The sequence below is a fragment of the Geodermatophilus sp. SYSU D00079 genome, from assembly GCF_054050635.1.
Genome location: NZ_JBJGZS010000004.1, coordinates 207,727 through 231,687, shown reverse-complemented (window position 1 = coordinate 231,687; position 23,961 = coordinate 207,727). Strand labels below are relative to the sequence as shown.

The 23,961-nt window shown below is 74.1% G+C and carries 21 protein-coding genes; 3 read left to right on the top strand and 18 right to left on the bottom strand.

From position 1 onward, the window contains the following. Positions 1-51: 51 nt before the first annotated feature. From ACI79E_RS06220 to ACI79E_RS06175, 10 genes are all read right to left on the bottom strand, one after another. Positions 52-1,551: a DEAD/DEAH box helicase gene (locus ACI79E_RS06220; RefSeq protein WP_456931656.1), complete on the bottom strand. Its 1,500-nt coding sequence runs from the start codon at positions 1,549-1,551 to the stop codon at positions 52-54. Between the two features lie 230 nt (positions 1,552-1,781). Further along, the gene (locus ACI79E_RS06215) at positions 1,782-2,858 is read right to left on the bottom strand and encodes an adenosine deaminase (protein ID WP_456931655.1); all 1,077 of its coding nucleotides are present in this window, start codon (positions 2,856-2,858) and stop codon (positions 1,782-1,784) included. Between the two features lie 51 nt (positions 2,859-2,909). After that, positions 2,910-3,716: an ABC transporter permease gene (locus ACI79E_RS06210; RefSeq protein ID WP_456931654.1), complete on the bottom strand. Its 807-nt coding sequence runs from the start codon at positions 3,714-3,716 to the stop codon at positions 2,910-2,912. Then, entirely contained in the window at positions 3,713-4,615 is a 903-nt protein-coding gene (locus ACI79E_RS06205) for an ABC transporter ATP-binding protein (protein WP_456931653.1), read from the bottom strand. Before ACI79E_RS06205 ends, ACI79E_RS06210 begins: the two co-directional genes overlap by 4 nt. Before the next feature lie 84 nt (positions 4,616-4,699). Beyond that, positions 4,700-5,980 carry a thymidine phosphorylase gene (locus ACI79E_RS06200; RefSeq protein WP_456931652.1) on the bottom strand — a complete coding sequence of 427 codons (1,281 nt, stop codon included), beginning with the start codon at positions 5,978-5,980 and terminating at the stop codon, positions 4,700-4,702. After that, a complete protein-coding gene (locus ACI79E_RS06195; RefSeq protein ID WP_456931651.1) occupies positions 5,977-6,396 on the bottom strand; it encodes a cytidine deaminase in 420 nt (139 codons plus the stop codon). The genes ACI79E_RS06200 and ACI79E_RS06195 overlap by 4 nt, the downstream gene beginning before the upstream one ends. Further along, positions 6,396-7,676 (bottom strand): ABC transporter permease, encoded by a 1,281-nt coding sequence (locus ACI79E_RS06190; RefSeq protein ID WP_456931650.1) that lies wholly within the window; start codon positions 7,674-7,676, stop codon positions 6,396-6,398. The genes ACI79E_RS06195 and ACI79E_RS06190 overlap by 1 nt, the downstream gene beginning before the upstream one ends. A 55-nt stretch (positions 7,677-7,731) precedes the next feature. Beyond that, entirely contained in the window at positions 7,732-8,967 is a 1,236-nt protein-coding gene (locus ACI79E_RS06185) for an ABC transporter permease (RefSeq protein WP_456931649.1), read from the bottom strand. After that, entirely contained in the window at positions 8,964-10,559 is a 1,596-nt protein-coding gene (locus tag ACI79E_RS06180) for an ABC transporter ATP-binding protein (protein ID WP_456931648.1), read from the bottom strand. The genes ACI79E_RS06185 and ACI79E_RS06180 overlap by 4 nt, the downstream gene beginning before the upstream one ends. A gap of 235 nt (positions 10,560-10,794) precedes the next feature. Continuing rightward, entirely contained in the window at positions 10,795-11,865 is a 1,071-nt protein-coding gene (locus ACI79E_RS06175; RefSeq protein WP_456931647.1) for a BMP family lipoprotein, read from the bottom strand. 256 nt (positions 11,866-12,121) lie between these two features. Here ACI79E_RS06175 and ACI79E_RS06170 point away from each other — a divergent pair, with 256 nt between their 5' ends. Then, positions 12,122-13,447: a D-alanyl-D-alanine carboxypeptidase family protein gene (locus ACI79E_RS06170; protein ID WP_456931646.1), complete on the top strand. Its 1,326-nt coding sequence runs from the start codon at positions 12,122-12,124 to the stop codon at positions 13,445-13,447. Here ACI79E_RS06170 and ACI79E_RS06165 read toward each other — a convergent pair. From ACI79E_RS06165 to hisC, 4 genes are all read right to left on the bottom strand, one after another. Further along, positions 13,350-14,363: a YihY/virulence factor BrkB family protein gene (locus ACI79E_RS06165; RefSeq protein WP_456931645.1), complete on the bottom strand. Its 1,014-nt coding sequence runs from the start codon at positions 14,361-14,363 to the stop codon at positions 13,350-13,352. The two genes, ACI79E_RS06170 and ACI79E_RS06165, sit on opposite strands and share 98 nt — an antisense overlap. After that, positions 14,318-14,887, bottom strand: coding sequence for a 2'-5' RNA ligase family protein (locus ACI79E_RS06160; protein ID WP_456931644.1), 570 nt, complete (start codon positions 14,885-14,887; stop codon positions 14,318-14,320). The genes ACI79E_RS06165 and ACI79E_RS06160 overlap by 46 nt, the downstream gene beginning before the upstream one ends. Further along, the gene (gene trpS, locus ACI79E_RS06155) at positions 14,884-15,897 is read right to left on the bottom strand and encodes a tryptophan--tRNA ligase (RefSeq protein ID WP_456931643.1); all 1,014 of its coding nucleotides are present in this window, start codon (positions 15,895-15,897) and stop codon (positions 14,884-14,886) included. The genes ACI79E_RS06160 and trpS overlap by 4 nt, the downstream gene beginning before the upstream one ends. Positions 15,898-15,969: 72 nt before the next feature. Next, positions 15,970-17,082 (bottom strand): histidinol-phosphate transaminase, encoded by a 1,113-nt coding sequence (hisC, locus tag ACI79E_RS06150; RefSeq protein ID WP_456931642.1) that lies wholly within the window; start codon positions 17,080-17,082, stop codon positions 15,970-15,972. Positions 17,083-17,132: 50 nt separating this feature from the next. Here hisC and galE point away from each other — a divergent pair, with 50 nt between their 5' ends. Further along, entirely contained in the window at positions 17,133-18,089 is a 957-nt protein-coding gene (galE, locus tag ACI79E_RS06145) for a UDP-glucose 4-epimerase GalE (RefSeq protein WP_456931641.1), read from the top strand. A 20-nt stretch (positions 18,090-18,109) separates the two neighbouring features. Here the strand turns inward: galE and ACI79E_RS06140 are convergent, their stop codons facing one another. Further along, positions 18,110-19,441 carry a hemolysin family protein gene (locus tag ACI79E_RS06140; protein WP_456931640.1) on the bottom strand — a complete coding sequence of 444 codons (1,332 nt, stop codon included), beginning with the start codon at positions 19,439-19,441 and terminating at the stop codon, positions 18,110-18,112. Positions 19,442-19,653: 212 nt separating this feature from the next. Between ACI79E_RS06140 and ACI79E_RS06135 the strand changes: the two genes are divergently transcribed. Further along, positions 19,654-20,595, top strand: a complete 942-nt coding sequence (locus tag ACI79E_RS06135; protein ID WP_456931639.1) for a CAP domain-containing protein — start codon at positions 19,654-19,656, stop codon at positions 20,593-20,595. Between the two features lie 52 nt (positions 20,596-20,647). On the opposite strand, the gene ACI79E_RS06130 is transcribed toward ACI79E_RS06135, so the two are convergent. The 3 genes from ACI79E_RS06130 to mdh all read right to left on the bottom strand — a co-directional run bounded on the left by ACI79E_RS06130 (position 20,648) and on the right by mdh (position 23,947). After that, complete coding sequence (locus tag ACI79E_RS06130) at positions 20,648-21,550, bottom strand: hypothetical protein (RefSeq protein ID WP_456931638.1); 903 nt, start codon at positions 21,548-21,550, stop codon at positions 20,648-20,650. A 192-nt stretch (positions 21,551-21,742) separates the two neighbouring features. Continuing rightward, entirely contained in the window at positions 21,743-22,957 is a 1,215-nt protein-coding gene (locus tag ACI79E_RS06125) for an NADP-dependent isocitrate dehydrogenase (RefSeq protein ID WP_456931637.1), read from the bottom strand. A 36-nt stretch (positions 22,958-22,993) separates the two neighbouring features. Next, positions 22,994-23,947, bottom strand: a complete 954-nt coding sequence (mdh, locus tag ACI79E_RS06120; protein ID WP_456931636.1) for a malate dehydrogenase — start codon at positions 23,945-23,947, stop codon at positions 22,994-22,996. Positions 23,948-23,961 lie beyond the last annotated feature (14 nt).

Below are 23,961 nucleotides of genomic sequence, written 5' to 3'. Positions count from 1 at the left end.
CAGCGGCCGGCCCCGGGATCCCGGGACCGGCCGCTGCCGTCGTACTGTGGATCAGCTGGAGAAGTCCGCCGACCGGCTGGGACGGCCACCCTGGCCGCGGTAGCCGCTGGGCCGGCGGTCGCCGTAGGAGCGCTCGCCGTCGCGGCGCGGGCGCTCCGACCGCTCGCCCACCGGACGGTCGCCGTCCCGGCGGGGACGGTCACCGTAGGGACGGCGGGGCCGGTCACCGTCACGACGCGGCCGGTCGCCCTCGCGGCGCGGACGCCGCGGGCCGGAGCCGGCCGGACGGCGGGACTCGCGCACCGGGCGCTCGACCGGCTCGACGTGCACGCCGCTGGCGACGAGCTCGGCGATCGGGGCGTCGCCCGGGCGGATCCGGTCGACGACCGGGTCCACCTTGGCCGAGCGGAACCGGCGCTTGGCCTGGCCCACCTGGTCGGGCAGCAGCAGCGAGACGACGACGCCGGCGGCACCCGCGCGGGCGGTGCGGCCCGACCGGTGCAGGTAGGTCTTGGCGTCCGTCGGCGGGTCGTAGTGCAGGACCAGCGAGACGTCGTCGACGTGGATGCCGCGGGCGGCGACGTCGGTGGCGACGAGGACCGGGCTGCGGGCGTCGGTGAACGCCTCCAGCGCGCGCTTGCGCGCCGACTGCGGCAGCCCGCCGTGGATGGCCTGGGCCTTGATGCCGGCGGCCTGCAGGTTCTCGGTGAGCCGGTCCACGCCGAGCTGGGTCCGCGCGAACACGATCGTGCGGCCGGGGCGGGAGGCCAGCTCGGTGGCCACCTGCAGCTTGTCGCGGAAGGCGAGGCTGAACGCGAGGTGCTCGGCCGGCGGGGCGTCGTCCCCGGCGCGCTTGACCTCGTGCCGGGCCGGGTCCTTCAGGTAGCGGCGGACCAGGGCGTCGACCTCGCCGTCCAGCGTGGCCGAGAACAGCAGCCGCTGGGCGTCCGGGACGGTCTGGTCGAGCAGCTCCTTGACGACCGGCAGGAAGCCGAGGTCGGCCATGAAGTCGGCCTCGTCGAGCACGGTGACGACGACCTCGTCGAGGGTCGCCTCGCCCTGGCTGATCAGGTCCTGCAGCCGGCCGGGGGTGGCGATGACGACGTCGACGCCGCGGCGCAGCTGCTGGATCTGGCGGTACATGGGCGCGCCGCCGTAGACGGTGGCGAGCTGGACACCGATGGCCTGGCCGAGGGGCGCCAGGTTGTCGTGCACCTGCTGGGCGAGCTCGCGGGTCGGCACGAGGACCAGGCCGCGCGGGGCGCGCCGGCCGGTCTTCACGTCGGCCCCGATGCGGGCCAGCAGCGGCAGGCCGAAGGCGAGGGTCTTGCCCGAGCCGGTGGCGGCCTTGCCGAGGACGTCACGGCCGGCCAGCGCGTCGGGCAGGGCCGAGGTCTGGATGGCGAAGGGGTGGCGGATGCCGCGCCGCTCGAGGGCGGTCACCAGCTGCTGGGGCAGGCCCAGCTGACCGAAGGTGGGGCCGGCGGGGGCCTCGACCTCGGGGGCGATCTCAGGGGTGGTCTGGACGTCGACAGCGTCGAACGTGGTCATACGGGTGTGGGACTCCGATGCTTCTCGGGCGCGTCCCGTGGTCATGCGGAGACGCCGTCGACCGGCGTCCTCACTGGCGATCGCTCACGTCAGCTGTGACGCCCGGATCTGCACGGATGCGCTCTTACCCGGACGGACCGTCCGGAGGATGACCGGCGAGTGCCGGTGCACTCAAGGTAGCAGCGCAGGTCGCCCGGCTGTTCCCGAGCCGGGGGTGGCCCGCGCCACCCTCACCCGCGCAGGGCGGCGAAGCCGGGCCGGACGACCTCGGCCAGCAGCCGCGCCCGCTCCGTCTCGCCGACGAAGGCCGCCCGCAGCGCACGCTCGGTGACCGTCTGCACGTCGTCCCAGCCCCAGCCGCAGGTCGCCACCACGTCGGCCAGCTCGCTGGTCGCCGACACCCCGCTCATCAGCCGGTTGTCGGTGTTGACGGTGACGGCGAAGCCGAGCCGGTGCAGGCGGCCCACCGGGTGCTCGGCCAGCGACGGGTAGGCGCCGGTCTGCACGTTGGACGACGGCGCCACCTCGAGGGTCACCTGGTCCTCCCGGACCCGCTTGGCGACCGGGCCGAGCGAGCCGTCGGCGGCCACCTCGTCGGCGATGCGGACGCCGTGCCCGAGCCGCTCCGCTCGGGCGCCGTCCAGGGCCGCCGCGATGCTGTCGATGCCGGCCGCCTCACCGGCGTGGACGGTGCGGTGCGCGCCGGCGCGGTCCAGCAGGGTGATCGCCGAGGGGTGCCGGTCCGGCGGGAAGCCGATCTCGGGCCCCGCCAGGTCGAACCCGACCACCCCGGCGTCCCGGTGGCGGACGACGAGTTGCGCCACCTCGTCCCAGCGGTCGTTCTGCCGCATGGCGCACAGCAGGGTGCCGACGGTGATCGGGGTGCCGGCCGCCGCGGCGTCCGCGCTGCCCTGGCGGAAGCCGTCGAGGATCGCCTCCACGGCCTCCTCGATCGGCGTGCCCTCGGCCGTGAGCAGCTCCGGGGCCATGCGCACCTCGGCGTAGACGACCCCGTCGGCGGCGAGGTCGAGCGCGCACTCCCGGGCGACCCGGGCGACGCCCTCGGGGCGCTGCATCACCGCGACGGTGTGCGCGAACGTCTCCAGGTACCGCACCAGTGAGCCGGAGTCGGCGGCCTGCCGGAACCAGCGGCCCAGGTCGTCGGCGTCGTCCGCGGGCAGGCCGCGGTAGCCGGACGCGTCGGCGAGCTCGAGCACCGTCTGCGGCCGCAGCCCGCCGTCCAGGTGGTCGTGGAGCAGGACCTTCGGGGCGCGGCGGAGGGTCTCGGACGTCAGTGGTGCGGGCACCGGGTCATTGTCGTCCGGGGCCCGCGCGGACGTGAGCCGGGGACGGCAGCGTCAGCGGTCCTGCCAGCGGAAGGTCTTGACGCACAGCACGAGGCCGACGACGCACCAGATGCCGAGCACGAGGGCGACCCGGCCCAGCTCCCAGGTGCCGGCCGGCTCCTGGGCGGCGAGCGCGTCGGGGAGGAACACCGACCGCAGGCCCTGGGCCATCCACTTCAGCGGGAAGACGGCGGCGACGGTCTGCAGCCAGGTCGGGACCTCGCTGAACTGGAAGAAGACCCCGGAGATGAACTGCAGCACCAGCGCGACGGGGGTGACCGTGGCCGAGGCCGACCGGCCGTTGCGGGCCAAGCTGGACACCGCGATGCCCAGCAGCGTGCACGCCGCCGAGCCGAGCGCGGCGACCCAGGCGAAGGTCAGCCAGTCGGCACCCGAGGGCAGGTCGACGTCGTAGAACACCGTGCCGATGGCCAGCAGGACGACCACGATCGCCAGGGTGACGACGAGGACCTGCACCACCTTGCCGACGAAGAAGGCGCTCTTGGGCATCGGCGTCCCGGCCAGGCCCTTGAGCGTCCCGTCGGAGCGCTCGGTGGCGATGCTGATCGCCATGTTCTGCAGGCTGGCGCCGAGGATGCCGGCCGCGATGACCCCGGCCATGAAGTACTGGGTGAAGGAGACGCCGCTGCCCAGGTCGTAGTCGAGCACCGCCCCGAAGACCAGCAGCAGGATCACCGGGAACATCAGCGTGAAGACGACCGACTCGCGCTGGCGGAAGAACTCCTTGAGCTCCACGCCTGCACGGGTGCGGCAGACGCTGCCGACCGAGGGCAGCGGGCGCTGCGTGGTCGCGGTCACGCCGGCTCCCCGATCATCCGCAGGTACACGTCCTCGAGCGTGGGCCGGGCGACGGCGAGGTCGGGCACCTCGCCCGGGAAGCGGGCGGCCAGCTCCTGCACGAACGCGGTGGGGACGTCGGTCTCGGCGGTCCGCCGCGCGCCGTCCTCGGTCCAGCTGACCACGGCCGGCGCCTGGCCCCGGCCGCCCAGCTCGCGGGGCACGGCGACCTCGACCAGCCGGCCGCGGGCGATGACGCCGACCCGGTCGGCCAGCTCCTCGGCCTCGTCCAGGTAGTGGGTGGTCAGCAGCATCGTCGTCCCCAGGTCGCGCAGGGACCGGATCAGCGACCAGAACTGGCGACGGGCCTCCGGGTCGAAGCCGGTCGTCGGCTCGTCGAGGAACAGCAGCTTGGGGCGGCCGATGATGCCGAGGGCGACGTCGAGCCGGCGCCGCTGCCCGCCGGACAGGGTGCGGCCCCGCGACCCGGCCTTCTCCGTCAGGCCCACCAGCTCCAGGACCTCCGCCGGATCGCGCGGGTCGGCGTAGTAGGACGCCTGCGCCCGCAGCAGCTCCAGGCAGGTCAGCTGGCTGTCGCCGGCGCCGGACTGCAGCACGATGCCGATGTCGGCCTTCCAGCGCCGGCCGCCGGTGGCCGGGTCCACGCCCAGCACCCGGACGTCGCCGCCGTCGCGCTGCCGGTAGCCCTCGAGCACCTCGACCGTGGTGGTCTTGCCGGCGCCGTTCGGGCCGAGCAGCGCGAAGATCTCCCCGCGCCGGATGTCGAGGTCCAGCCCGGCCACGGCGGTGCTCTCGCCGTAGCGCTTGACCAGGCCGCGCACCGAGATGGCGGCGTCGGGGTCCAGGGGCGTCGCGGGCTGCACCGCACCGGGTGCGGTCGCGGCGGGCGTTCGGGTCACGAGGGGTCAGTGTCCTCTCCGCGCCTGTGGGCCCGCCGCCGGGTGGAGTGCCAGGGCGCGGAGAACGCGTCCCTGACACCCCGCTCAGGCGGTGATGCGGTCGAGGACCAGCGGCAGCGGGACGTCGTCGGTGTCGACCCCGATGGCGCCGTCGAGGGCCGCCAGCGCCCGCTCGATGCGCGCCGGGTCGTCGGTGTGCAGCTCCAGCAGCGGCTGCCCGGCGGTGACCTGCTCCCCCACCCCGGCGGTCCAGGTGACGCCCGCGGCCGCCGAGACGGGGTCCTCCTTGCGGGCCCGCCCGGCGCCCAGCCGCCACGCGGCCACGCCGAGGGCGTAGGCGTCCAGGCGGGTGAGCGTGCCGGTCGCCGGCGCCGGGACGACGTGCTTCTCGGCCGGCTGCGGCAGCGGCGCGTCGGGGTCGCCGCCCTGGGCGCCGACCATCCGGCGCCAGACGTCCATCGCCCGGCCGTCGCGCAGGGCCTCGGCCGGGTCGACGTCCGGCCGCCCGGCGCCGGCGAGCATCTCGCGCGCCAGGGCGAGGGTCAGCTCGACGACGTCGGCCGGCCCGCCACCGGCGAGCACCTCCACCGACTCGGCCACCTCGACGGCGTTGCCCGCGGCCCGGCCCAGCGGCCGGTCCATCGCCGTCACCAGGGCCACGGTGCGCACGCCGGCCGCCTCACCGAGGCCGACCATCGTGCGGGCCAGCTCGCGGGAGGCGTCGGGGTCCTTCATGAACGCACCCGAGCCGGTCTTGACGTCGAGCACCAGCGCGTCGGCGCCCTCGGCGATCTTCTTGCTCATGATCGAGCTGGCGATCAGCGGGATCGACTCGACGGTGCCGGTGACGTCGCGCAGCGCGTAGAGCTTCTTGTCCGCCGGGGCGAGGTCGTGGCCGGCCGCGCAGATCACCGCGCCCACCTCGCGCAGCTGCGCCAGGTAGGCCTCCTCGTGCACGTCGGCCCGCCAGCCCGGGATCGCCTCCAGCTTGTCCAGCGTGCCGCCGGTGTGGCCCAGCCCCCGCCCCGACAGCTGCGGCACCGCCACCCCGCAGGCGGCGACCAGCGGCGCCAGCGGCAGGGTGGTCTTGTCGCCGACGCCGCCGGTGGAGTGCTTGTCGGCGGTGGGACGGCCCAGCGACGAGAGGTCCTTGCGCTCGCCGGAGTCGATCATGGCCTGGGTCCAGACGGCCAGCTCGTCGGCCGACATCCCGCGGAAGAACACCGCCATGAGCAGCGCGCTCATCTGCTCGTCGGGCACGCTGCCCGCGGTGTAGGCGTCGACCACCCAGCGGATCTGCTCGGCGCTGAGCCCGACGCCGTCCCGCTTGGCCCGGATGACGTCGATCGCGTCGAAGGCGCTCACGCCCGGCCCTCCCGCTGCGCGGCCGCGACCAGGTCGTCCGGACCGAAGGCGTCCGGCAGCACCTCCCGCATCGGCACGATGCCGAGGGAGACGGTCTCGATGAGCATGTCCGGGCCCCCGTGCTCCCACAGCAGCTGCCGGCACCGGCCGCACGGCATGAGCGGCTGCCCGTCCCCACCCACGCAGGCGACCGCGACCAGCCGGCCGCCACCGGTGCGCGCCAGGTCGCTGACCATGCCGCACTCGGCGCACAGGCCCACCCCGTAGGAGGCGTTCTCGACGTTGCAGCCGGTGACCACCCGCCCGTCGTCCACCAGGCCCGCGACCCCCACGGGGAACCGCGAGTAGGGGGCGTAGGCGTGGGTCATCGCCTCCCGCGCCGCCGAGCGCAGCGCGTCCCAGTCCGGCTCGATCACTAGTGCTCTCCTCGTCGGTACACGAGCCCGTCGGCCTTGGGCATCCGTAGTCGCTGGGAGGCCAGCGACAGCACCAGCAGCGTGGTGAGGTGCGGGGTGAACGACACCAGGCCGGGGGCCAGCTGGTCGATGGTCAGGAACCCGGTCAGGGCCCCGGCGGCGACGACGGCGGCCAGCACCGCGCGCACCGCGCGCCGGTGCACCGCCTGCCAGACGGCGACGCCGGCCAGCAGGACCGCGACCAGCAGGAACAGCGCCACCACCGCCGACCGGCTGCGCAGCTGCAGCGCGTCGGCGAAGCCGAACAGGCCGGCGCCGGCCGCCAGCCCGCCGGGCCGCCAGTTGCCGAAGATCAGCGCGGCCAGGCCGATGAAGCCGCGGCCGTTGGTCTGCCCCTCCCGGTAGATGCCGGCGATGAAGACCAGGAACACCCCGCCCATGCCGGCCAGCGCGCCGGAGATGACCACGGCGACGTACTTCAGGCGGTACACCGGCACGCCGAGGGAGTCCGCGGCCGCCGGGTTCTCGCCGCACGAGCGCAGCCGCAGCCCGAAGGCGGTGCGCCACAGCAGCAGGTAGGACGCCGGGACCAGCAGCACCGCCAGCACGGTGAGCAGCCCGACGCCGCTGGTGAGCCCGCGCAGGACGCCGGCGAGGTCGCTGACGAGGAACCAGCCCTGCCGCTCGAGGTCCCCGAGCAGGTCGGGGCCCGAGGAGAGCACGGGCACCGAGAACTCCGGCTGGTTGCCCGTGATCGCCGGCGACTGCGTGACGCCACCCCCGGCCGGGTTGTCGGTGTAGTACAGCTCGGAGAGGAAGCGCACGACGCCCGCGGCGAGGATGTTGATCGCCACGCCGGAGACCACGTGGTCCACGCCGAAGGTCACCGTGGCCACCGCGTGCAGCAGGCCGCCGAGCGCGCCGAACAGCAGCCCACCCACCAGCGCCGCGCCCCAGCCCCACTGGTAGCCGGCGAAGCCCGCGCCCCAGGTGCCGAGGGTCATCATCCCGTCGAGGCCGATGTTGACCACGCCGGCCCGCTCGGAGAACAGGCCGCCGAGGGCGGCCAGTCCGATCGGCACGGCCAGCAGCAGCGCCGCGGAGATGGTGGACGACGACGTGAGCGCCTGCTCACCGCTGATCACGCGGACCGCGGAGACGAGCACGAGCGCGCCCACCGCCAGCCAGGTGATCCGGCGGGCGCGGCCGCCGCCGAGGAACAGCTCCCCGACCGGGCCGCGCGCGGGCCGGGTGTCCTGCGAGGTCACGACGGTGCTCATGCCAGGCCCCCCGCGGGAGCGTGGAGCGCCGTCGGAGCGCTCGAGTGGGGTGCGTTCATGCCCCGGTCCCCTGCCGCTCGTCGGTCTGCCGGCCGGCGCCGGTGGTCGGGCTGACGCCCGCGCCGGTCCCGGCACCCCCGCCGTCCGTGGTCTGTCCTGGTCCGCTGCTGCCGTCGCCGGTCACGGGTGCGGGGCCGGCCTGCGCCGAGCCGCGCTCCGCGGCGCGCAGCGCGATCCGCCGGGCCACCTCGTTGGAGATGACCACGGCGAGCACGATCGTGCCCTGGATGATCGTGACCACCGACGACGGGAAGTCCGCGATCTGCAGCGGCACCAGCGCCCGGTCGAGGAAGGCGAACAGCAGCGCGGCGAACGCGATGCCCACCGGGTTGTTGCGGCCGAGCAGTGCCACGGCGATGCCGAGGAAGCCCAGGCCCGCGGTGAAGTCGGTGGTGTAGCTGTGGGTCGTGCCGAGCAGGTCGGGCAGGCCGATCAGCCCGGCCACCGCCCCCGACAGCAGCATGGTCTTGACCACCATCGCGCGGGCGTCCACGCCGCTGGCCCGCGCCGCCGACGGCGAGAGGCCGGTGGCCCGCAGGTCGAAGCCGAACCGGGTGCGGTTGAGCAGGACCGCGATCACGACGCCCACGACCACCGCCACGAGCAGGAAGCCGTAGAGCTGCCGCGGCGGGTTGGCCAGGCCGAACAGGTCGAAGACGCCGTTGAGGCCCGGCATCCACCCGGACTCGGGGATCTCCGCGGTGCTGATGATCGACGCGCCCTCCGGGCTGCCCCGGAACGGGCCGGTGAGCAGGAACGACGCGATGCCCAGCGCGATGAAGTTGAGCATGATCGAGCTGATGACCTCGCTGACGCCGCGGGTCACCTTGAGCACGGCGACGATGCCCGCCCAGATCGCGGCCACGGCCATCGCGACGACCACGATGAGCAGCACGTGCAGCGGTCCGGGCAGCGCGACCGCGGCCCCGACCGCGGCGGCCATGATCGTGGCCAGCCGGTACTGCCCCTCCACGCCGATGTTGAACAGGCCCATGCGGAACGCGACGGCGACGGCCAGCCCGGCGAGGAACAGCGGCACGGCCCGGTTGAGCACCACCACCATCGCGGTGACCTGCTGGGTGGGGGTGTCGCCGAAGTCGAGCATGACCGCGAACACCCGCAGCGGGTCCACCTGCAGGGCGGCCATGACCAGCCCGGAGATGACGATCGCGACGACGACGGCCAGGACCGGGGCCAGCACGGTGGGGCCCAGGCGGCGCAGCAGGCTCATGCCGCACCCGCCGTCGTCCGGCCGCCGGTCATGTGCCCGCCCAGCTCCTCGGGGGTGACCGTGGCCGGGTCCAGGGTGGCCACGAGCCGGCCGCGCAGCATGACGTGCAGCGTGTCCGACAGGCCGATGAGCTCGTCGAGGTCGGCGGAGACCAGCAGGATGCCCATGCCGGCGGCGCGGGCGTCCTTGAGCAGGCCCCAGATGACCGCCTGGGCGCCGACGTCCACGCCGCGGGTGGGGTGGGCCGCCAGCAGCAGCCGCGGCTGCGCGCTCATCTCCCGCCCGACGATCAGCTTCTGCTGGTTGCCGCCGGACAGGGCGACGGCGAGGGTGTCCGGCCCGGGGGCGCGCACGTCGTACTCGCGCATGATCCGCTCGGTGTCGGCGCGGGCGCCCTTGCGGTCGATGAACGGTCCCTTCACCGCCGGCGGGCGGGTCTGGTGGCCGAGGATCCGGTTCTCCCAGAGCGAGGCGTCCAGCAGCATGCCCTGGCGGTGCCGGTCCTCGGGGATGAAACCCAGCCCGGCCTCCCGGCGGACGCGGGTGCTCCAGGCGCTCATGTCCTCCCCGCCGAGCACCACCGTGCCGGCGGAGACCTCGCGCAGGCCCATGACGGCGTCGATCAGCTCGGACTGGCCGTTGCCCTCGACGCCGGCGATCCCGACGACCTCGCCCTCGCGGACGGTGAGGTCGACCGCGTCGACGAGCGCGCGGCCGCCGATGCCGGCCACGGTGACCCCGCGCAGCTCGAGCACGGGGGTGTCGCGGACGGTGGAGGTGCGGGTCTCCGGCGAGGGCAGCTCGGCGCCGACCATCATCTCGGCCAGTTCCCGGCTCGACGTCGTCCTCGGGTCGGCGGTGCCCACCGTCGTGCCGCGCCGGATGACGGTGATCGAGTCGGCGACCTTCCGCACCTCGTCCAGCTTGTGCGAGATGAAGATGACCGTGAGGCCCTCGCGCTTGAGCTCGGCCAGGTTGCCGAACAGCTCGTCGACCTCCTGCGGCACGAGGACGGCGGTGGGCTCGTCGAGGATCAGCGTGCGGGCGTCGCGGTAGAGCACCTTGGCGATCTCGACCCGCTGCCGGTCGCCGACGCCGAGGTCCTCGACGAGCGCGTCGGGACGCAGCCCGAGGTTGTAGCGCTCGGAGATGTCCTGGATGCGGCGGCGGGCCTCCGCGTGGTCCAGCCGGCCGCCGCGGGTGGGCTCGCTGCCGAGGACGATGTTCTCCAGCACGGTGAAGTTGTCGGCCAGCATGAAGTGCTGGTGGACCATCCCGATGCCGGCGGCGATGGCGTCCGACGGGCTGCGGAAGTGCACCTCGCGGCCGTCGATGGCGATGCTGCCCTCGTCCGGCCGGTGCTCCCCGTAGAGGGTCTTCATCAGCGTGGACTTGCCGGCGCCGTTCTCGCCCACGATGGCGTGCACCTCACCGTGGCGGACCCGCAGCTCGATGTCCTTGTTGGCCACGACGCCCGGGAAGCGCTTGGTGATGCCGCGCAGCTCCACGGCCAGCGGCGCGGCCCCGCCGTCCGCGGTGCCCGGTGGCTCCCCCGACGGCACGCCGGCTGTGGCCCCGTCTTCTGGCGGCATCGTGCGCCCTCTCCCTCGCTGCGCGCCCCGCGGGTGTGCCGGGCACGTCCACTCTGCTGCATCGGTGGCGCGGGATCGACCGCTCGCCACCGCTCCGCCGGGTCCCACCGGCCCGCCGCATGATCGCGCACCGGGGGGCGCGATCGGGCGGGCAGGGTCCCCCGCTCACGACAGCGGGCCCGGGGGCGCGTGCCCCCGGACCCGCGGTCGGTCGTGCGTGGTCAGCCGATCGGCGTCACGGGGTCGTGGGGACCGTGATCGTGCCGTCGATGATCTGCTGCCGGTACCCGTCGATGTCGCTCTGGATGTCGTCGATGAAGCCACCGGTGGTGGCCAGGCCGACGCCGTCGGCCTCGAGGTCGTAGACCTCGTCCTGGCCGCCGGTGACGTTGCCGTCGACGAACTCACCGATGAAGGTCTCGACGGCCACGTCCACGCGCTTGAGCATCGAGGTCATGATCACCGCCTGCTGGGCGGGGTCGTCGACCGTCTGGTACTGGTCGGAGTCGACGCCGATGGCGCGACCACCGGAGGCGGCGGCGGCCTGGAAGACGCCGATGCCCGAGCCGCCGGCCGCGTGGTACACGATGTCGGCGCCGGCGTCGTACATGCCCTGCGCCACGATCTGGCCGCGGGCCGGGTCGTTGAAGCCGGAGAAGTCACCGGCCGGCGAGATGTACTGCCGGTCGATGATGATCTGCGGGTTGACCGCCTGCGCGCCGGCCACGTAGCCCGCCTCGAACTTCTGGATCAGCGGGGTCTCGACGCCGCCGACGAAGCCGATGTGGCCGGTCTCGCTCTTCAGGGCGGCGGCGACGCCGGCGAGGAAGGAGCCCTGCTCCTCGGCGAACAGCAGACCGGTGAGGTTCTCGGGGCTGCCCGCGTCCTCGACCGAGCCGTCGACCTGGGCGAAGGTGACGTCGGGGTACTGCTGGGCGACCTCGCCGATCACGTCGCTGTAGGCGAAGCCGACGGCGATGATCGGGTTGAAGCCCTGGTCGGCCAGCTGGGTGAGCAGGTCGGCGCGGTTGGAGGCGTCGGCGTTCGGGGACAGCTCGGTGACCTCGCCACCGTGCTCCTCGATGGCGGCCTCGACGCCGGCCACGGCCGAGTCGTTGAACGAGCGGTCGCCGCGGCCGCCGGTGTCGAAGGCCAGGCCGATCTGCAGCTCGCTGCTCTCACCGCCGCCGCCGGACCCGCCGCCGTTGGCGCTGCCGCCGCCCTCCTCGTCGCTGGCGCAGGCCGCCAGGGCCATGCTGCCGGCCAGCAGCAACGCCGCGGCCTTCATCCTCCGCGCTCGGCGCAAGACGGTCTCCTCTCTGGGGGGACGGGTCCGCGGGGAACCGGGCCCGTCCCGGTGTCATCCGGGGCCACACGCCGGGGACCGGCACGCCGGCCCGCCGCACGCGCGACCAGCGCACGCTAACCGCGGGCGGCGGCACCGCCGCCCCCTCCCCGGGAGACCGAGACGCGATCGTTGCGAAGGGGCTGCCCACCAGTGGCGTGGACCACCGGAACGGCTCGGCGCCGGTCCGGGTGGCACCGGCGCTAGCGTCGGGGCCATGGGACGACGGCGGCTGCGGGCGGGGCTGGCCGCCGTCCTCACCGCCGGGACGCTGCTGGCCGGGGCCGCACCCGCGCTGGCCGAGGCCCCCCGCCCGACCGCCGACCCGGCCGCGCCCACACCCACCGCACCGCTGGCCGGCGGCCCACCGCAGGGGTACGGCCCGGGCGGTGTCACCGTCGGCGGCGAGGGGCTGGACACCCGGGGCACCGTCGTCACCGAGGGGGCCGGCCCGCTGCCCGAGGGGCTGACCGCGGCGGGGTGGCTGGTGGCCGACGCCGGCAGCGGCGTGGTCCTGGCCGCCCGCGACCCGCACGGCCGCTACTACCCGGCCAGCACGCTCAAGACGCTGACCCTGCTCACCCTCGTGCCGCTGCTGGACCCCGCCACGGTCGTCGAGGGCACCGTCGAGGACGAGAACATGGAGGGCAGCCGGGTCGGGATGGTGGCCGGTGGGCACTACCCGGTCTCGCTGCTGTTCGAGGCGCTGGTGATGCAGTCGGGCAACGACGCGGCCAACGCCCTGGCCCGCGCCGCCGGCGGTCTCGACGTCACCGTGCGGGCGATGAACGAGACCGCGGCGGCGATCGGCGCGTTCGACACCGTCGCCGGTTCGCCGTCCGGGCTGGACGTGGCGGGCCAGACCTCCTCCCCCTACGACCTGGCACTGGTCTTCCGCCGGCTGGTCGCCGACCCGCGCACCGCCGCCATCCTGCAGACGCCGGTCGCCCAGATGCCGCCGGTGGAGGGACGCTCCGAGGGCTACCAGATCCAGAACGAGAACCCGCTGCTCACCCGCTACCCGGGCGACCTCGGCGGCAAGACGGGGTTCACCGACGCCGCGCGGCACACCTACGTCACCGCCGCCGAGCGCGACGGCCGCCGCCTGGTCGTCAGCGTGATGAACACCGAGCACGTGCCGCTGCGCGCCGCCGACCAGGCCGCGCTGCTGCTCGACTGGGGTTTCGCCGTCCCCGCCGGCGCGCCGGGGGTGGGCGTGCTGGTCGACTCCGCGGCCGACGTCCCGCCTCCCACGAGCACCGCCCCGCCGACGACGACTCCGCCGGCCGTCCGGCCCGTGCCGGAGACCGCGGCCGCCGGCGAGCCGGCCGGGGACCCCCCACTGCTGGCACTGGGGCTGGGGGCCGCCGCGGTCGGGCTCGTCCTCGCCACCGTGGTGGGCCGTCGCCGGGCCGTCCGCCGGGTGCCGGTCGCGCAGCCGCCGGTCAGCGGTCGGCCGGCGGCACCACCGGCTCCGGGCGGTCCGGAACCGCCGGCGCCGCCTCCTGGACCCGGGGCAGGGTCGCCGTCCACGCGGCGGTGAAGAACGCGAACCGGCAGACGGTGTTCAGCCACACGAGGATGCCGACGGCCCCGCCGAAGGCCGACGCGGTGACGCTGCCGGAGATCAGGGAGAGGTAGAGGCTGCCGAGGAGTTTCATCACCTCGAACCCGGCCGCGCCGAACAGGGCGCCGGGCAGCAGCCGCCGCAGCGGGTGCGACGTCGAGGGCACCACCTTGAGCAGCCACAGGAAGACCACGACGTCGGTGCCGAGCGCCAGCGCGAGCCCCAGCACCGCGGTGAGCACCGGCAGGCCGGGCGCGTCCTCGAGCCCGAGCAGGCCGAGCAGCCAGCCGGTGGCCTGGGTGACCACGCCGGTGAAGCCGAGGCTGAGCAGCCCGGCGACCCCGAGGGCCAGCAGCGCGAGGAGGTCCTGCACGTTGTCGCGGAGGAACTCCGGCTCGTCGGCACGGCCCTTCCAGATGCGCTCCATGCCGACGCGCAGCTTGTCCATGGCCCGGAGCCCGGCGTAGAGGAACCCGGCGAGCCCGATGACGCCGACGACGCCGGCCGACCCCACCGCCCCGCGCAGCTCCCCCACGATCTGCCGGCCCGTCGAGCCGGGGAAGGCGTCGCGGATCGCCGCGTACAGCTCCTGCTGCAGCAGCTCGTCGCCGGCGAGGACCAGCCCGATGGTCGCCGCCACCAGGAGCAGCACGGGGACCAGCCCGAGGAACACGAAGTAGGTGACGCCGGCGGCCATGAGGTCGCCCTGGGTGCGCCGGTAGCGGCCCCCCGCGCGGGCGAGGTGGTCCAGCCAGGGGAGGCGGCGGCGCAGGCCGGTGACGAGCGCGTCCCACCTGTCGGTCAGCCGGGTGAGCCAGGACCAGCGGCCGCCCGAGGCGTCCCCTGTCAGCGGGGCGGACCGGTGAGCGGGTACTCCCGGGCGACGACCCACGAGCCGTCGGCGTTCTGCTCGAACTCGGTGAAGTGGCGGACCCGGAACTGCGCCGACAGGTCGCTCAGCCCGCAGTAGGCGAGGTCGAGCATGTCGGGCGGGACGTCGTGGGCGACGGTGACGTGCGGGTGGTACGGGTAGGTCAGCGAGCGCGCCAGGGGGCCGCAGCGGACGTCGTTGGCGATGAGCTCGCAGTTGCCGATGCCGCGGGCCACGGCCACGAACACCACCTCGGAGACCGGCGAGAAGGTGCCAGTGCCCGACAGGTGCATGTCGAACGGCGGGTGGCTGGCCGCCACGGACGCCAGGTGCGCGCTGATGGCCGGCCGGTCGGCGGCGACCACCTCGGTGGGCGGCAGCAGGGTCACGTGCGGCGGGACCAGGCTCGCCTGCGGGTCGCCGACCTTGGTGCGCCAGTCGACGAACAGCTGCGACCAGGGCTCGGGGATGGGGACGACCACCCCGAGGACGGCGGTCTCCGGGGGCAGGCTTCGACTGCGCGGCACGAAGGTGTCGTCGTTCACGCGCCCGCTCCGCTCGGCGGGAGGAAGCCGACCCGGTCGTAGACGGCCGCGACGGTGCCGGCGGCGACCTCCCGGGCGCGGGCCGCACCGGCGGCGAGCACCCGCTCCAGCTCGGCCCGGTCGTCGAGCAGCTCCTGCGTCCGCTCCCGCACCGGCGTCACGAAGTCGACGACGACCTCGGCGAGCTCCTTCTTCAGGTCGCCGTACCCGCGGCCGCTGAACCGCTCCTCCAGCTGGGCGACGGTCTCCCCCGACAGCGCGCTGTGGATGGTCAGCAGGTTGGTGATCCCGGGCTTGCCGACCGGGTCGGCCACGATCTCGCGGCCGGTGTCGGTGACCGCCGAGCGGATCTTCTTCGCCGTCACCTTGGGGTCGTCGAGCAGGAAGATGCACCCGGCCGGGGGGAGGCTCTTGCTCATCTTCTTGTCCGGTGACTGCAGGTCCATCACCCGCGCCGCCCCCTCGGGGATGAAGCCCTCCGGGACGGGGAAGGTGTCGCCGAAGCGGCCGTTGAACCGGATCGCGAGGTCACGGGTCAGCTCGAGGTGCTGGCGCTGGTCGTCGCCGACGGGGACCTGCTGCGCCTGGTAGACGAGGATGTCGGCGGCCATGAGCACCGGGTAGGTGAACAGGCCGACGGTCGTGCCCGCCGTCCCCTCGCGCTGGCTCTTGTCCTTGAACTGGGTCATCCGGCTGGCCTCGCCGAACCCGGTGAGGCACTCCAGGACCCACGACAGCTGCAGGTGCTCCGGCACGTGGCTCTGCACGAACAGCGCGCTGCGCGCGGGGTCGACGCCGAGCGCGAGCAGCTGGGCGGCCGAGACCAGGGTGTTGCGCCGCAGCTCCGCCGGGTCCTGGGCGACGGTGATCGCGTGCAGGTCGACGACGCAGTAGAAGGCCTCCGTCGTCTCCTGCAGGTTCACCCACTGCCGCAGGGCACCCAGGTGGTTCCCGAGGTGGAAGGAACCCGCCGTCGGCTGGATGCCGGAGAGCACACGGGGAAGAGGCACGTCGGCAATCAAACCAGCCCCCGGGGGGGTGCCGCTCCGCGCGTCCCGAACGCCGACGTCACCGACGGCGGGTCACGCCACCGGTGTGGCGGAGCGCACCTGGTCGAGGGCCTCGAGGAAGAGGTCGTCCTCCTCGGGGGTGCCCACGGTGACCCGGATCCCCTCGCCGGCGAACGGACGGGTGATGACCGCCCGCGACTCCAGCGCGGCGGCCAGACCCGCGGCCTCCTCCTCCACCGGCAGCCAGACGAAGTTGGCCTGGCTGTCGGAGACGTCCAGACCCCGTTCCCGGAGGGCAGCGGTCAGCCGCTCCCGCTCGGCGGTGACCGCCGTGCACCGGCGACGCACCTCGTCCTCGCTGGCCAGCGCGGCGACGGCGGCCGCCTGGGCGAGCATGTTGACGCTGAACGGCACGTGCGTCCGGCGGACCGCCTCGGCCACGGCCGGGTCCTCGGCGACCAGGTAGCCGACCCGCAGCCCGGCCAGGCCCCAGGCCTTGGAGAACGTCCGCAGCACGGCCACGTTGGGCCGCCCGCGCATCAGCTCCAGCCCGTCGGGGACGTCGCGGTCGGTGACGAACTCGCGGTAGGCCTCGTCCAGGACGACCAGCGTCTCGGCCGGGACGGCGTCGAGGAAGCGCTCCAGCTCCGCGCGCCGGACCGCCGTCCCGGTGGGGTTGTTCGGGTTGCAGACGAACACCACCCGGGTGGTGTCGTCGACGGCGGCGGCGAGGGCCTCGAGGTCGTGGGTGTCGGCCGGCCCGCCGGGGCGGCCGGGGGTCAGCGGCACCTGGACGGACCGGGCGCCTGCGACCTGGGCCAGCAGCGGGTACATCTCGAACGAGCGCCAGGCGAAGGCGATGCTCGTGCCGGGGTCGTTGTACGACTGGGCCAGCTGCTGGCAGAGCATGACCGCCCCGCAGCCGGTGACGATCTGCGCGGGGTCGACGTCGTACCGCTCGGCCAGGGCCCCGGTGAGGACGACGGCGCCGTTGTCCGGGTAGCGGTTGGTCTCGGCGGCCGTGGTGGCCAGCGCCTCGACGACGGCCGGCAGCGGCGGGAACGCGACCTCGTTGCTGGCCAGCTTCACCGCCCGGGCGACGCCGATCTCGCGGGCGAGGTCGGCCGGGTTGCGCCCCGGCTTGTAGGCGGGCAACTGCTGCACCGCCGGGCGTGCGCTGACCACTGTTCCGCCTCCTGACCGTGCCGCCCGCCGACCGTCTCTAGGGTGGGCGCATGCGCGTTCTCGTCGCCGGTGGGGCCGGCTACATCGGCAGCGTAGTCACGGCCGCCCTGCTGCAGGGCGGCCACGAGGTCACCGTGCTCGACGACCTCTCCACCGGCCACGCGGACGCGGTGCCGGAGGGCGCGGCGTTCGTGCGGGCCTCGCTGCACGACTCGGCCCCGGTGCTGGCCGACGTCCGGCCCGAGGCGGTGCTGCACTTCGCGGCCAAGAGCCTCGTCGGGGAGTCGCAGGTCAAGCCGGAGATCTACTGGGACACCAACGTCACCGGCACCCTGGCGCTGCTGGAGGCGATGCGCGCGGCCGACTGCCGCCGGATCGTCTTCTCCTCGACCGCGGCCACCTACGGCGAGCCGGAGCAGGTGCCGATCCGCGAGGACGCCCCCACCCGCCCGACCAACACCTACGGCGCCACCAAGCTCGCCGTCGACGCGATGCTCACCTCGTACGCCACCGCGTACGACTTCGCGGCGGTCAGCCTGCGGTACTTCAACGTCGCCGGCGCCGCCTACGGCCTGGGTGAGCGGCACACCACCGAGACCCACCTCATCCCGATCGCCCTGCAGGTGGTCGCGGGCACCCGCGAGGCGATGACCGTCTACGGCGAGGACTACCCGACCCCGGACGGCACCTGCATCCGCGACTACATCCACGTCTCCGACCTCGCCGACGCGCACCTGCTCGCGCTGACCGCCCCCGCCCCGGGCGAGCACCGCATCTACAACCTGGGCAACGGCACCGGCTTCTCCGTGCAGCAGGTCGTCGACGCCGTCCGCGAGGTCACCGGCCACCCGGTGCCCGTGGTCGTCGGGGAGCGCCGCGCCGGCGACCCCGCGCAGCTGGTGGCCTCCAGCGACCGGATCCGCGCCGACCTGGGCTGGACGCCGCGGCACACCGACCTGGCCGGCATCGTGCGCGACGCCTGGGAGACCACCCGCGCCCGCGGCTGACCGGCCGGCGCACCCGCGGCTCAGCCCGCGGGCGCCTGGCTGTCCTCGGCCGCGGCCGGCTCGGCGTCGGGTGCCGGGCTGACCGACAGCCGCGCGATGCGACGTCCGTCCAGCTCGAGGACGGTCAGCGTGCGCTCCTCGACCGTCACCGAGTCCCCGACGTCGGGGAGCCGGCCGAGTTCGGCCAGCACGTACCCGGCGACCGTCTCGTACGGGCCCTCGGGCAGCTGCACCCCGGTCGCCTCACGGAAGTCGTCGAGGTTGAGCAGCCCGTCGACCTCCTGGGGGCCGCCGGGGACCTCCTGGGCGTCGTCCCCGACGTCCTCGTCGTACTCGTCGTAGATCTCGCCGATGACCTCCTCGATCAGGTCCTCGAGCGTGACGATCCCGTCGGTGCCGCCGTACTCGTCGACGACGATGGCCAGGTGGTGGTTCTCCCGCCGCATCTCCGACAGCGCGGTGAGGACGCCGGCGGTGCCCGGCAGCCGCTTGACCTCGCGGACGAGGTCGCCGACGGTCGCCGCCCGCCCGGCCGGGTGGTTGGGCAGGAACAGGTCGCGGACGTGCACGAAACCGATGACGTCGTCCTCGTCCCGGCCGGCGACGGGGTAGCGGGAGTGGCTGGAGTCGTGCACCTGCTTGGCCGCCCGACTGGCGGTCATCGACGCCTCCAGGAAGTCGACCTCGGTGCGGGGCGTCATGACCTCCCGCACCTCACGGTCGCCGGCGCGGAAGACCTCCCCGATCAGCCGGCGCTCGTCGGTGCTCAGCGACTCGTGGGCGGCGACGAGGTCGCGCAGCTCCTCCTGGCTGATCGCCTCCCCGCTGGCCTTGGGGTCCCCGCCGAGCACGCGGACCAGGAGGTTGGTCGAGACCGACAGCAGCCAGATGACCGGGCGGAACAGCGTGGCGATGCCGTTGAGCGGCGCGGCGACGATCAGCGAGAAGCCCTCGGCGCGCTGGAGGGCCAGCCGCTTGGGGGTCAGCTCACCCACCACCAGCGACAGGTAGCTGATCGCGATGGTCACCAGCACCAGCGCCAGCGTGCCCGCCAGCCCCTCGCCCACGCCGAGGCCCACGAGCTGGTCGGCCAGGGGCGCGGAGAGGGTGCTGGCACCGAAGGCCGCCGAGAAGAAGCCGGCCAGGGTGACGCCGACCTGGACGGCGGCGAGGAAGCGGTTGGGGTCGCTGAGCAGCCGGGCCACGGCCTTGCCGCGCCGTCCCGCGTTGTCGGCCATGGCGCGGACCTGGGACTCGCGCAGGCTCACCAGCGCGATCTCCGCGCCGGAGAAGGCGCCTCCGACGAGGACGAAGACGACGACCATGACGATGTTGAGCCAGACGTCGCTCACCGGCGGCGCGCTCCTCGGTCGAGGGGAATGGACGGGGTCCATGCTGCCCGCCCTCGCCGGGCGGGCCCACCGGAGCCCCTCCGGAGGGTGTTGAGTCGAACCGGGTGTGACCTTGGACACAGCACGGTGCCGATCACGGACCGCATACGGCTACTCTGCCCAAAGTAACGATCCGTGATCTAGCAACTCGTGAGGGTTACCTCGTGCACCACATGCCGGCGGGTCCCCCGCCCACCTCGCGGATCGCCGCAGCGCTCGGCCGCGCGGTCTCCGTCCTGTTCCGCGCCTTCGGCCTGCGCCGCGTGCTCCCCGTCTTCGCCGTGGTCCTCGCGGTCGCGGGCATCACCTTCGCCGTCCCGGTGGTGTCCGACGTCGTGACCAGCTCCTCCGAGCGTGCCGCGCTGGACGCCGCCTCGGCCGAGGGGCACGCCTCGTCCGGCGCCGGGCGGTCGGCCGGCTCGTCGTCGGCCCGGTCGGCGTCCGGGAACGGCACGGTGCAGATGGGCGTCGACGGCGTCCCGGCCACCGACGCCCCGGCCGAGACCCCCGCCCCCGCCGCCCCGGAGACGCCGGCCGCCGAGGAACCGGAGACCGCACGCGCGGCTGCGGCCGACGAGCCCACGCCGGCGCCGTCCCCCGCGCCGGCGACCGAGGAGCCCCGCGACGAGCCGGCCGCCCCCAAGGCCAGCACGCCCGCCCCGGCTCCCGCACCGCGCCCCGCGCCTGCCCCCGCACCGCGCCCCGCCCCCGCCCCGGCCGCGCCCGCGGCGCCGGCCGCTCCGGGCATCGAGGGCCAGGTGCTGAGCCTGGTGAACCAGGCCCGCGCCACCGCCGGCTGCGCGCCGCTCGCGGCCGACAGCGCCCTGGCCGCCGTCGCCCGCGCACACAGCGCCGACATGCGCGACCGCGACTACTTCTCGCACGACACCCCGGAGGGCCTCGACCCCTTCGACCGCGCGAAGCAGGCCGGGATCACCTACGCCCGGGCGGAGAACATCGCCTACGGCCAGGCGAACGCGACCGAGGTGATGGACGACTGGATGACCAGCCCCGGCCACCGGGAGAACATCCTCGACTGCGAGCTGACCAAGCTCGGCGTGGGCGTCGCCGAGGGGCCCGGCGGCCCCTGGTGGACCCAGCTGTTCGGCGCCTGACGCGCTGCACCGTCCGTGACACCTCCGGGGGAGTTGCCGTCTCTGAGCCGGATCAGAGCGCAACTCCCCCGGAGGTGCGAGCAGTGAGCAGCGCCCGCACGCGGGCGGTGAGCCCCTCCGGGTCCCGGAGGTCGGCCGCCGTCACGTGCAGGACGGTCCACCCGGCGGCCACGAGTGCATTGAGCTGGCGCCGGTCGCGGGTCAGCTGAGCACGGTCGGCGTGCCACACCCCGTCGTACTCCACGGCCACTCGCTGTCCCGGGTAGGCCAGGTCGACGCGGGCGACGAAGGACCCGTCGGCGTCGCGCACGGTGAACTGAGGGACGGCGGGCAGACCGGCGAGTGCGAGCAGGACCCGCACCCGGGACTCCTGCGGTGACTCGGCACGGGGGTCGGCGAGGTCGACGGCACGCCGCGCCCGCCGTGCGCCCCGCGGAGACGGGAGGGTGGCGAGCCCCTCCCGCAGCTCCGGCTCGTCCACGACGGTGCGGGCCAGGAGGACGTCGAGGGCCACGACACCCTCGATGAGCGGTTCGGCCCTGGCGATGTCCAGGGCCGTCCGGACGCGCGTCGTGCAGGGTCGGCGCCGCACCCGGGTCACGTCGGCCGAGGCCAGCACCGTCTCCCGCACCCTGGGCCCGGCCACGGGGCCGAACCGCACCCCGACCGGCACCGACACCTCGACCGGCGTGTGCCCGTCCACCAAATCGGTCGCACCGTGCAGATGGGCCGCCGTCCGCCCGCTGAAGACGGCCTGCGCCGGCACCAGCAGCCCCGCCCCGGCGACGCGCAGGTCGAACGAGTCGGGCAGGTCGGCATCGGCGTAGACCCCTCGGTAGAGGCGTCGCCAGGCCGAGCTGCGGAGCTGGGCCGTCGTGAGCAGCCCGGCCGTGACCACGTCCCGCTTGCGGAACACCCGACCCCAGAGCGCCGCGGGACGGTGAGGACGGGACACCGCGTGAGGGTGCCGCACGGGGACCCGCGCGCGCTGGCGTCGTCCACAGGGAGCGCCACTCCGGGGAACGTGCTGGTGCGGCGCCCCGTGGAGCAGCAGCTCCTCCGGAGTTGCATCACGCGACCGGGCCCTCCAACGGCAGCGGCCCCCTCGCCCGGAGGCGAGGGGGCCGCTGTCAGGCGGGCGCCTGCGTCAGGCCATGGCCTTCTGCAGGTTGCTGTCGATGGCCGCCAGGAAGTCCTGGGTGGTCAGCCACGGCTGGTCCTTGCTGATCAGCAGCGCGAGGTCCTTGGTCATCTGACCGGCCTCGACGGTGTCGATGCAGACCTTCTCCAGCGTCTCGGCGAAGCGGGTCACCTCGGGGGTGTTGTCCAGCTTGCCGCGGTGGGCCAGGCCCCGGGTCCAGGCGAAGATCGACGCGATCGGGTTGGTGGAGGTCGCCTCGCCGCGCTGGTGCGCCCGGTAGTGGCGGGTCACCGTGCCGTGCGCGGCCTCGGCCTCGACGGTGCGGCCGTCGGGGCTCATCAGCACCGACGTCATGAGGCCCAGCGAGCCGAAGCCCTGCGCCACGGTGTCGGACTGCACGTCACCGTCGTAGTTCTTGCAGGCCCAGACGTAGCCGCCCTCCCACTTGAGGGAGGCGGCGACCATGTCGTCGATGAGGCGGTGCTCGTAGGTGATGCCCGCGGCCTCGAACTGGTCCTTGAACTCGGTCTCGAAGACCTCCTGGAACAGGTCCTTGAACCGGCCGTCGTAGGCCTTGAGGATCGTGTTCTTCGTCGAGAGGTACAGCGGGTAGCCGCGCTGCAGGGAGTAGTTCATCGAGGCCCGGGCGAAGTCGCGGATCGACTCGTCGAGGTTGTACATCGCCATCGTGACGCCGGCGCCCGGCGACTGGAACACCTCGTGCTCGATCGGCGCCGAGCCGTCCTTCGGGGTGAAGGTCAGCGTCAGCGTCCCCTCGCCGGGGAACTTGAAGTCGGTGGCGCGGTACTGGTCACCGAAGGCGTGACGGCCGACGACGATCGGCTTGGTCCAGCCCGGCACCAGGCGCGGCACGTTCGCCATGATGATCGGCTCGCGGAAGATGACGCCGCCGAGGATGTTGCGGATCGTCCCGTTGGGCGAGCGGTACATGCGCTTGAGGCCGAACTCCTCGACCCGCGCCTCGTCCGGGGTGATCGTCGCGCACTTGACGCCGACGCCGTGCCGCTGGATCGCGTTGGCGGCGTCCACGGTGATCTGGTCGTCGGTCTCGTCACGCTTCTCGATGCCGAGGTCGTAGTACTCGAGGTCGACGTCGAGGTACGGGAGGATCAGCTGGTCCTTGATGAACTGCCAGATGATCCGGGTCATCTCGTCGCCGTCGAGCTCGACGATCGTCCCCTCGACCTTGATCTTGCTCACGTCTGGATTTCCCTCTCTGCAGCTCTGACCGGTCGGTCAGAGGTCGGCTACGTCAGCCTGCTTGGCGCGCACGGCCTCAGCCGCCTCGCGCAGCCCGGCCAGTTCGCTGTCGGACAGGTCGCCCTCGACCACCCGCCGGACGCCCTCGCGCCCGATCTCGGCCTCGACCCCCAGGTACACCCCGGAGATGCCGTACTCCCCGTCCACCCAGGCGCACACCGGCATGACGGCGCCGGAGTCCTCCATGACCGCGCGGGCCATGCGGGCCGCGGCGGCCGAGGGTGCGTAGTACGCCGAGCCGGTCTTGAGCAGCGCCACGACCTCGGCGCCGCCGTTGCGGGTCCGGTCGACCAGGTGCTCGATGCGGTCGGCGGCGAGCACGTCGGCCAGCGGCTTGCCGTCGACGGTGCAGCGCGAGGGCACCGGCACCATCGTGTCGCCGTGCGAGCCGAGGGTCAGGGTGCGCACCGAGCTGACCGGGACGCCGAGCTCCTCGGCGACGTTGTTGGAGAACCGGGCGGTGTCGAGCATGCCCGCCTGCCCCATGACCCGGTTCTTCGGGAACTGGGTGGCCAGCTGGGCCAACGCGGTCATCTCGTCCAGGGGGTTGGACACCACGATGACCACGGCGTCCGGCGAGGTCCGCGCGATGTTCTCGGCGACCTGGCGGACGATCTTGGCGTTGGTCTCGATGAGGTCCATCCGGCTCATGCCGGGCTTGCGCGGCAGGCCCGCGGTGATCACGACGACGTCGGAGCCCTCGGTGCCCTCGTAGGACCCGCCGCCGACGCCGACGACCCTGGTCTCGAAGCCCTCGATGGGCCGGGACTGGTTCATGTCGAGGGCGATGCCCTCGGGCTTGCCCTCGACGATGTCGGTGAGCACGACGGTCTCGAAGATGTCGTACTCCGCGAGGCGGAGGGCGGTGGTCGAGCCGTAGAAGCCGGCACCGACGACGGTGACCTTGCCGTTCCTGGGCTGCTCTGCCATGGCGGCCAACCTAT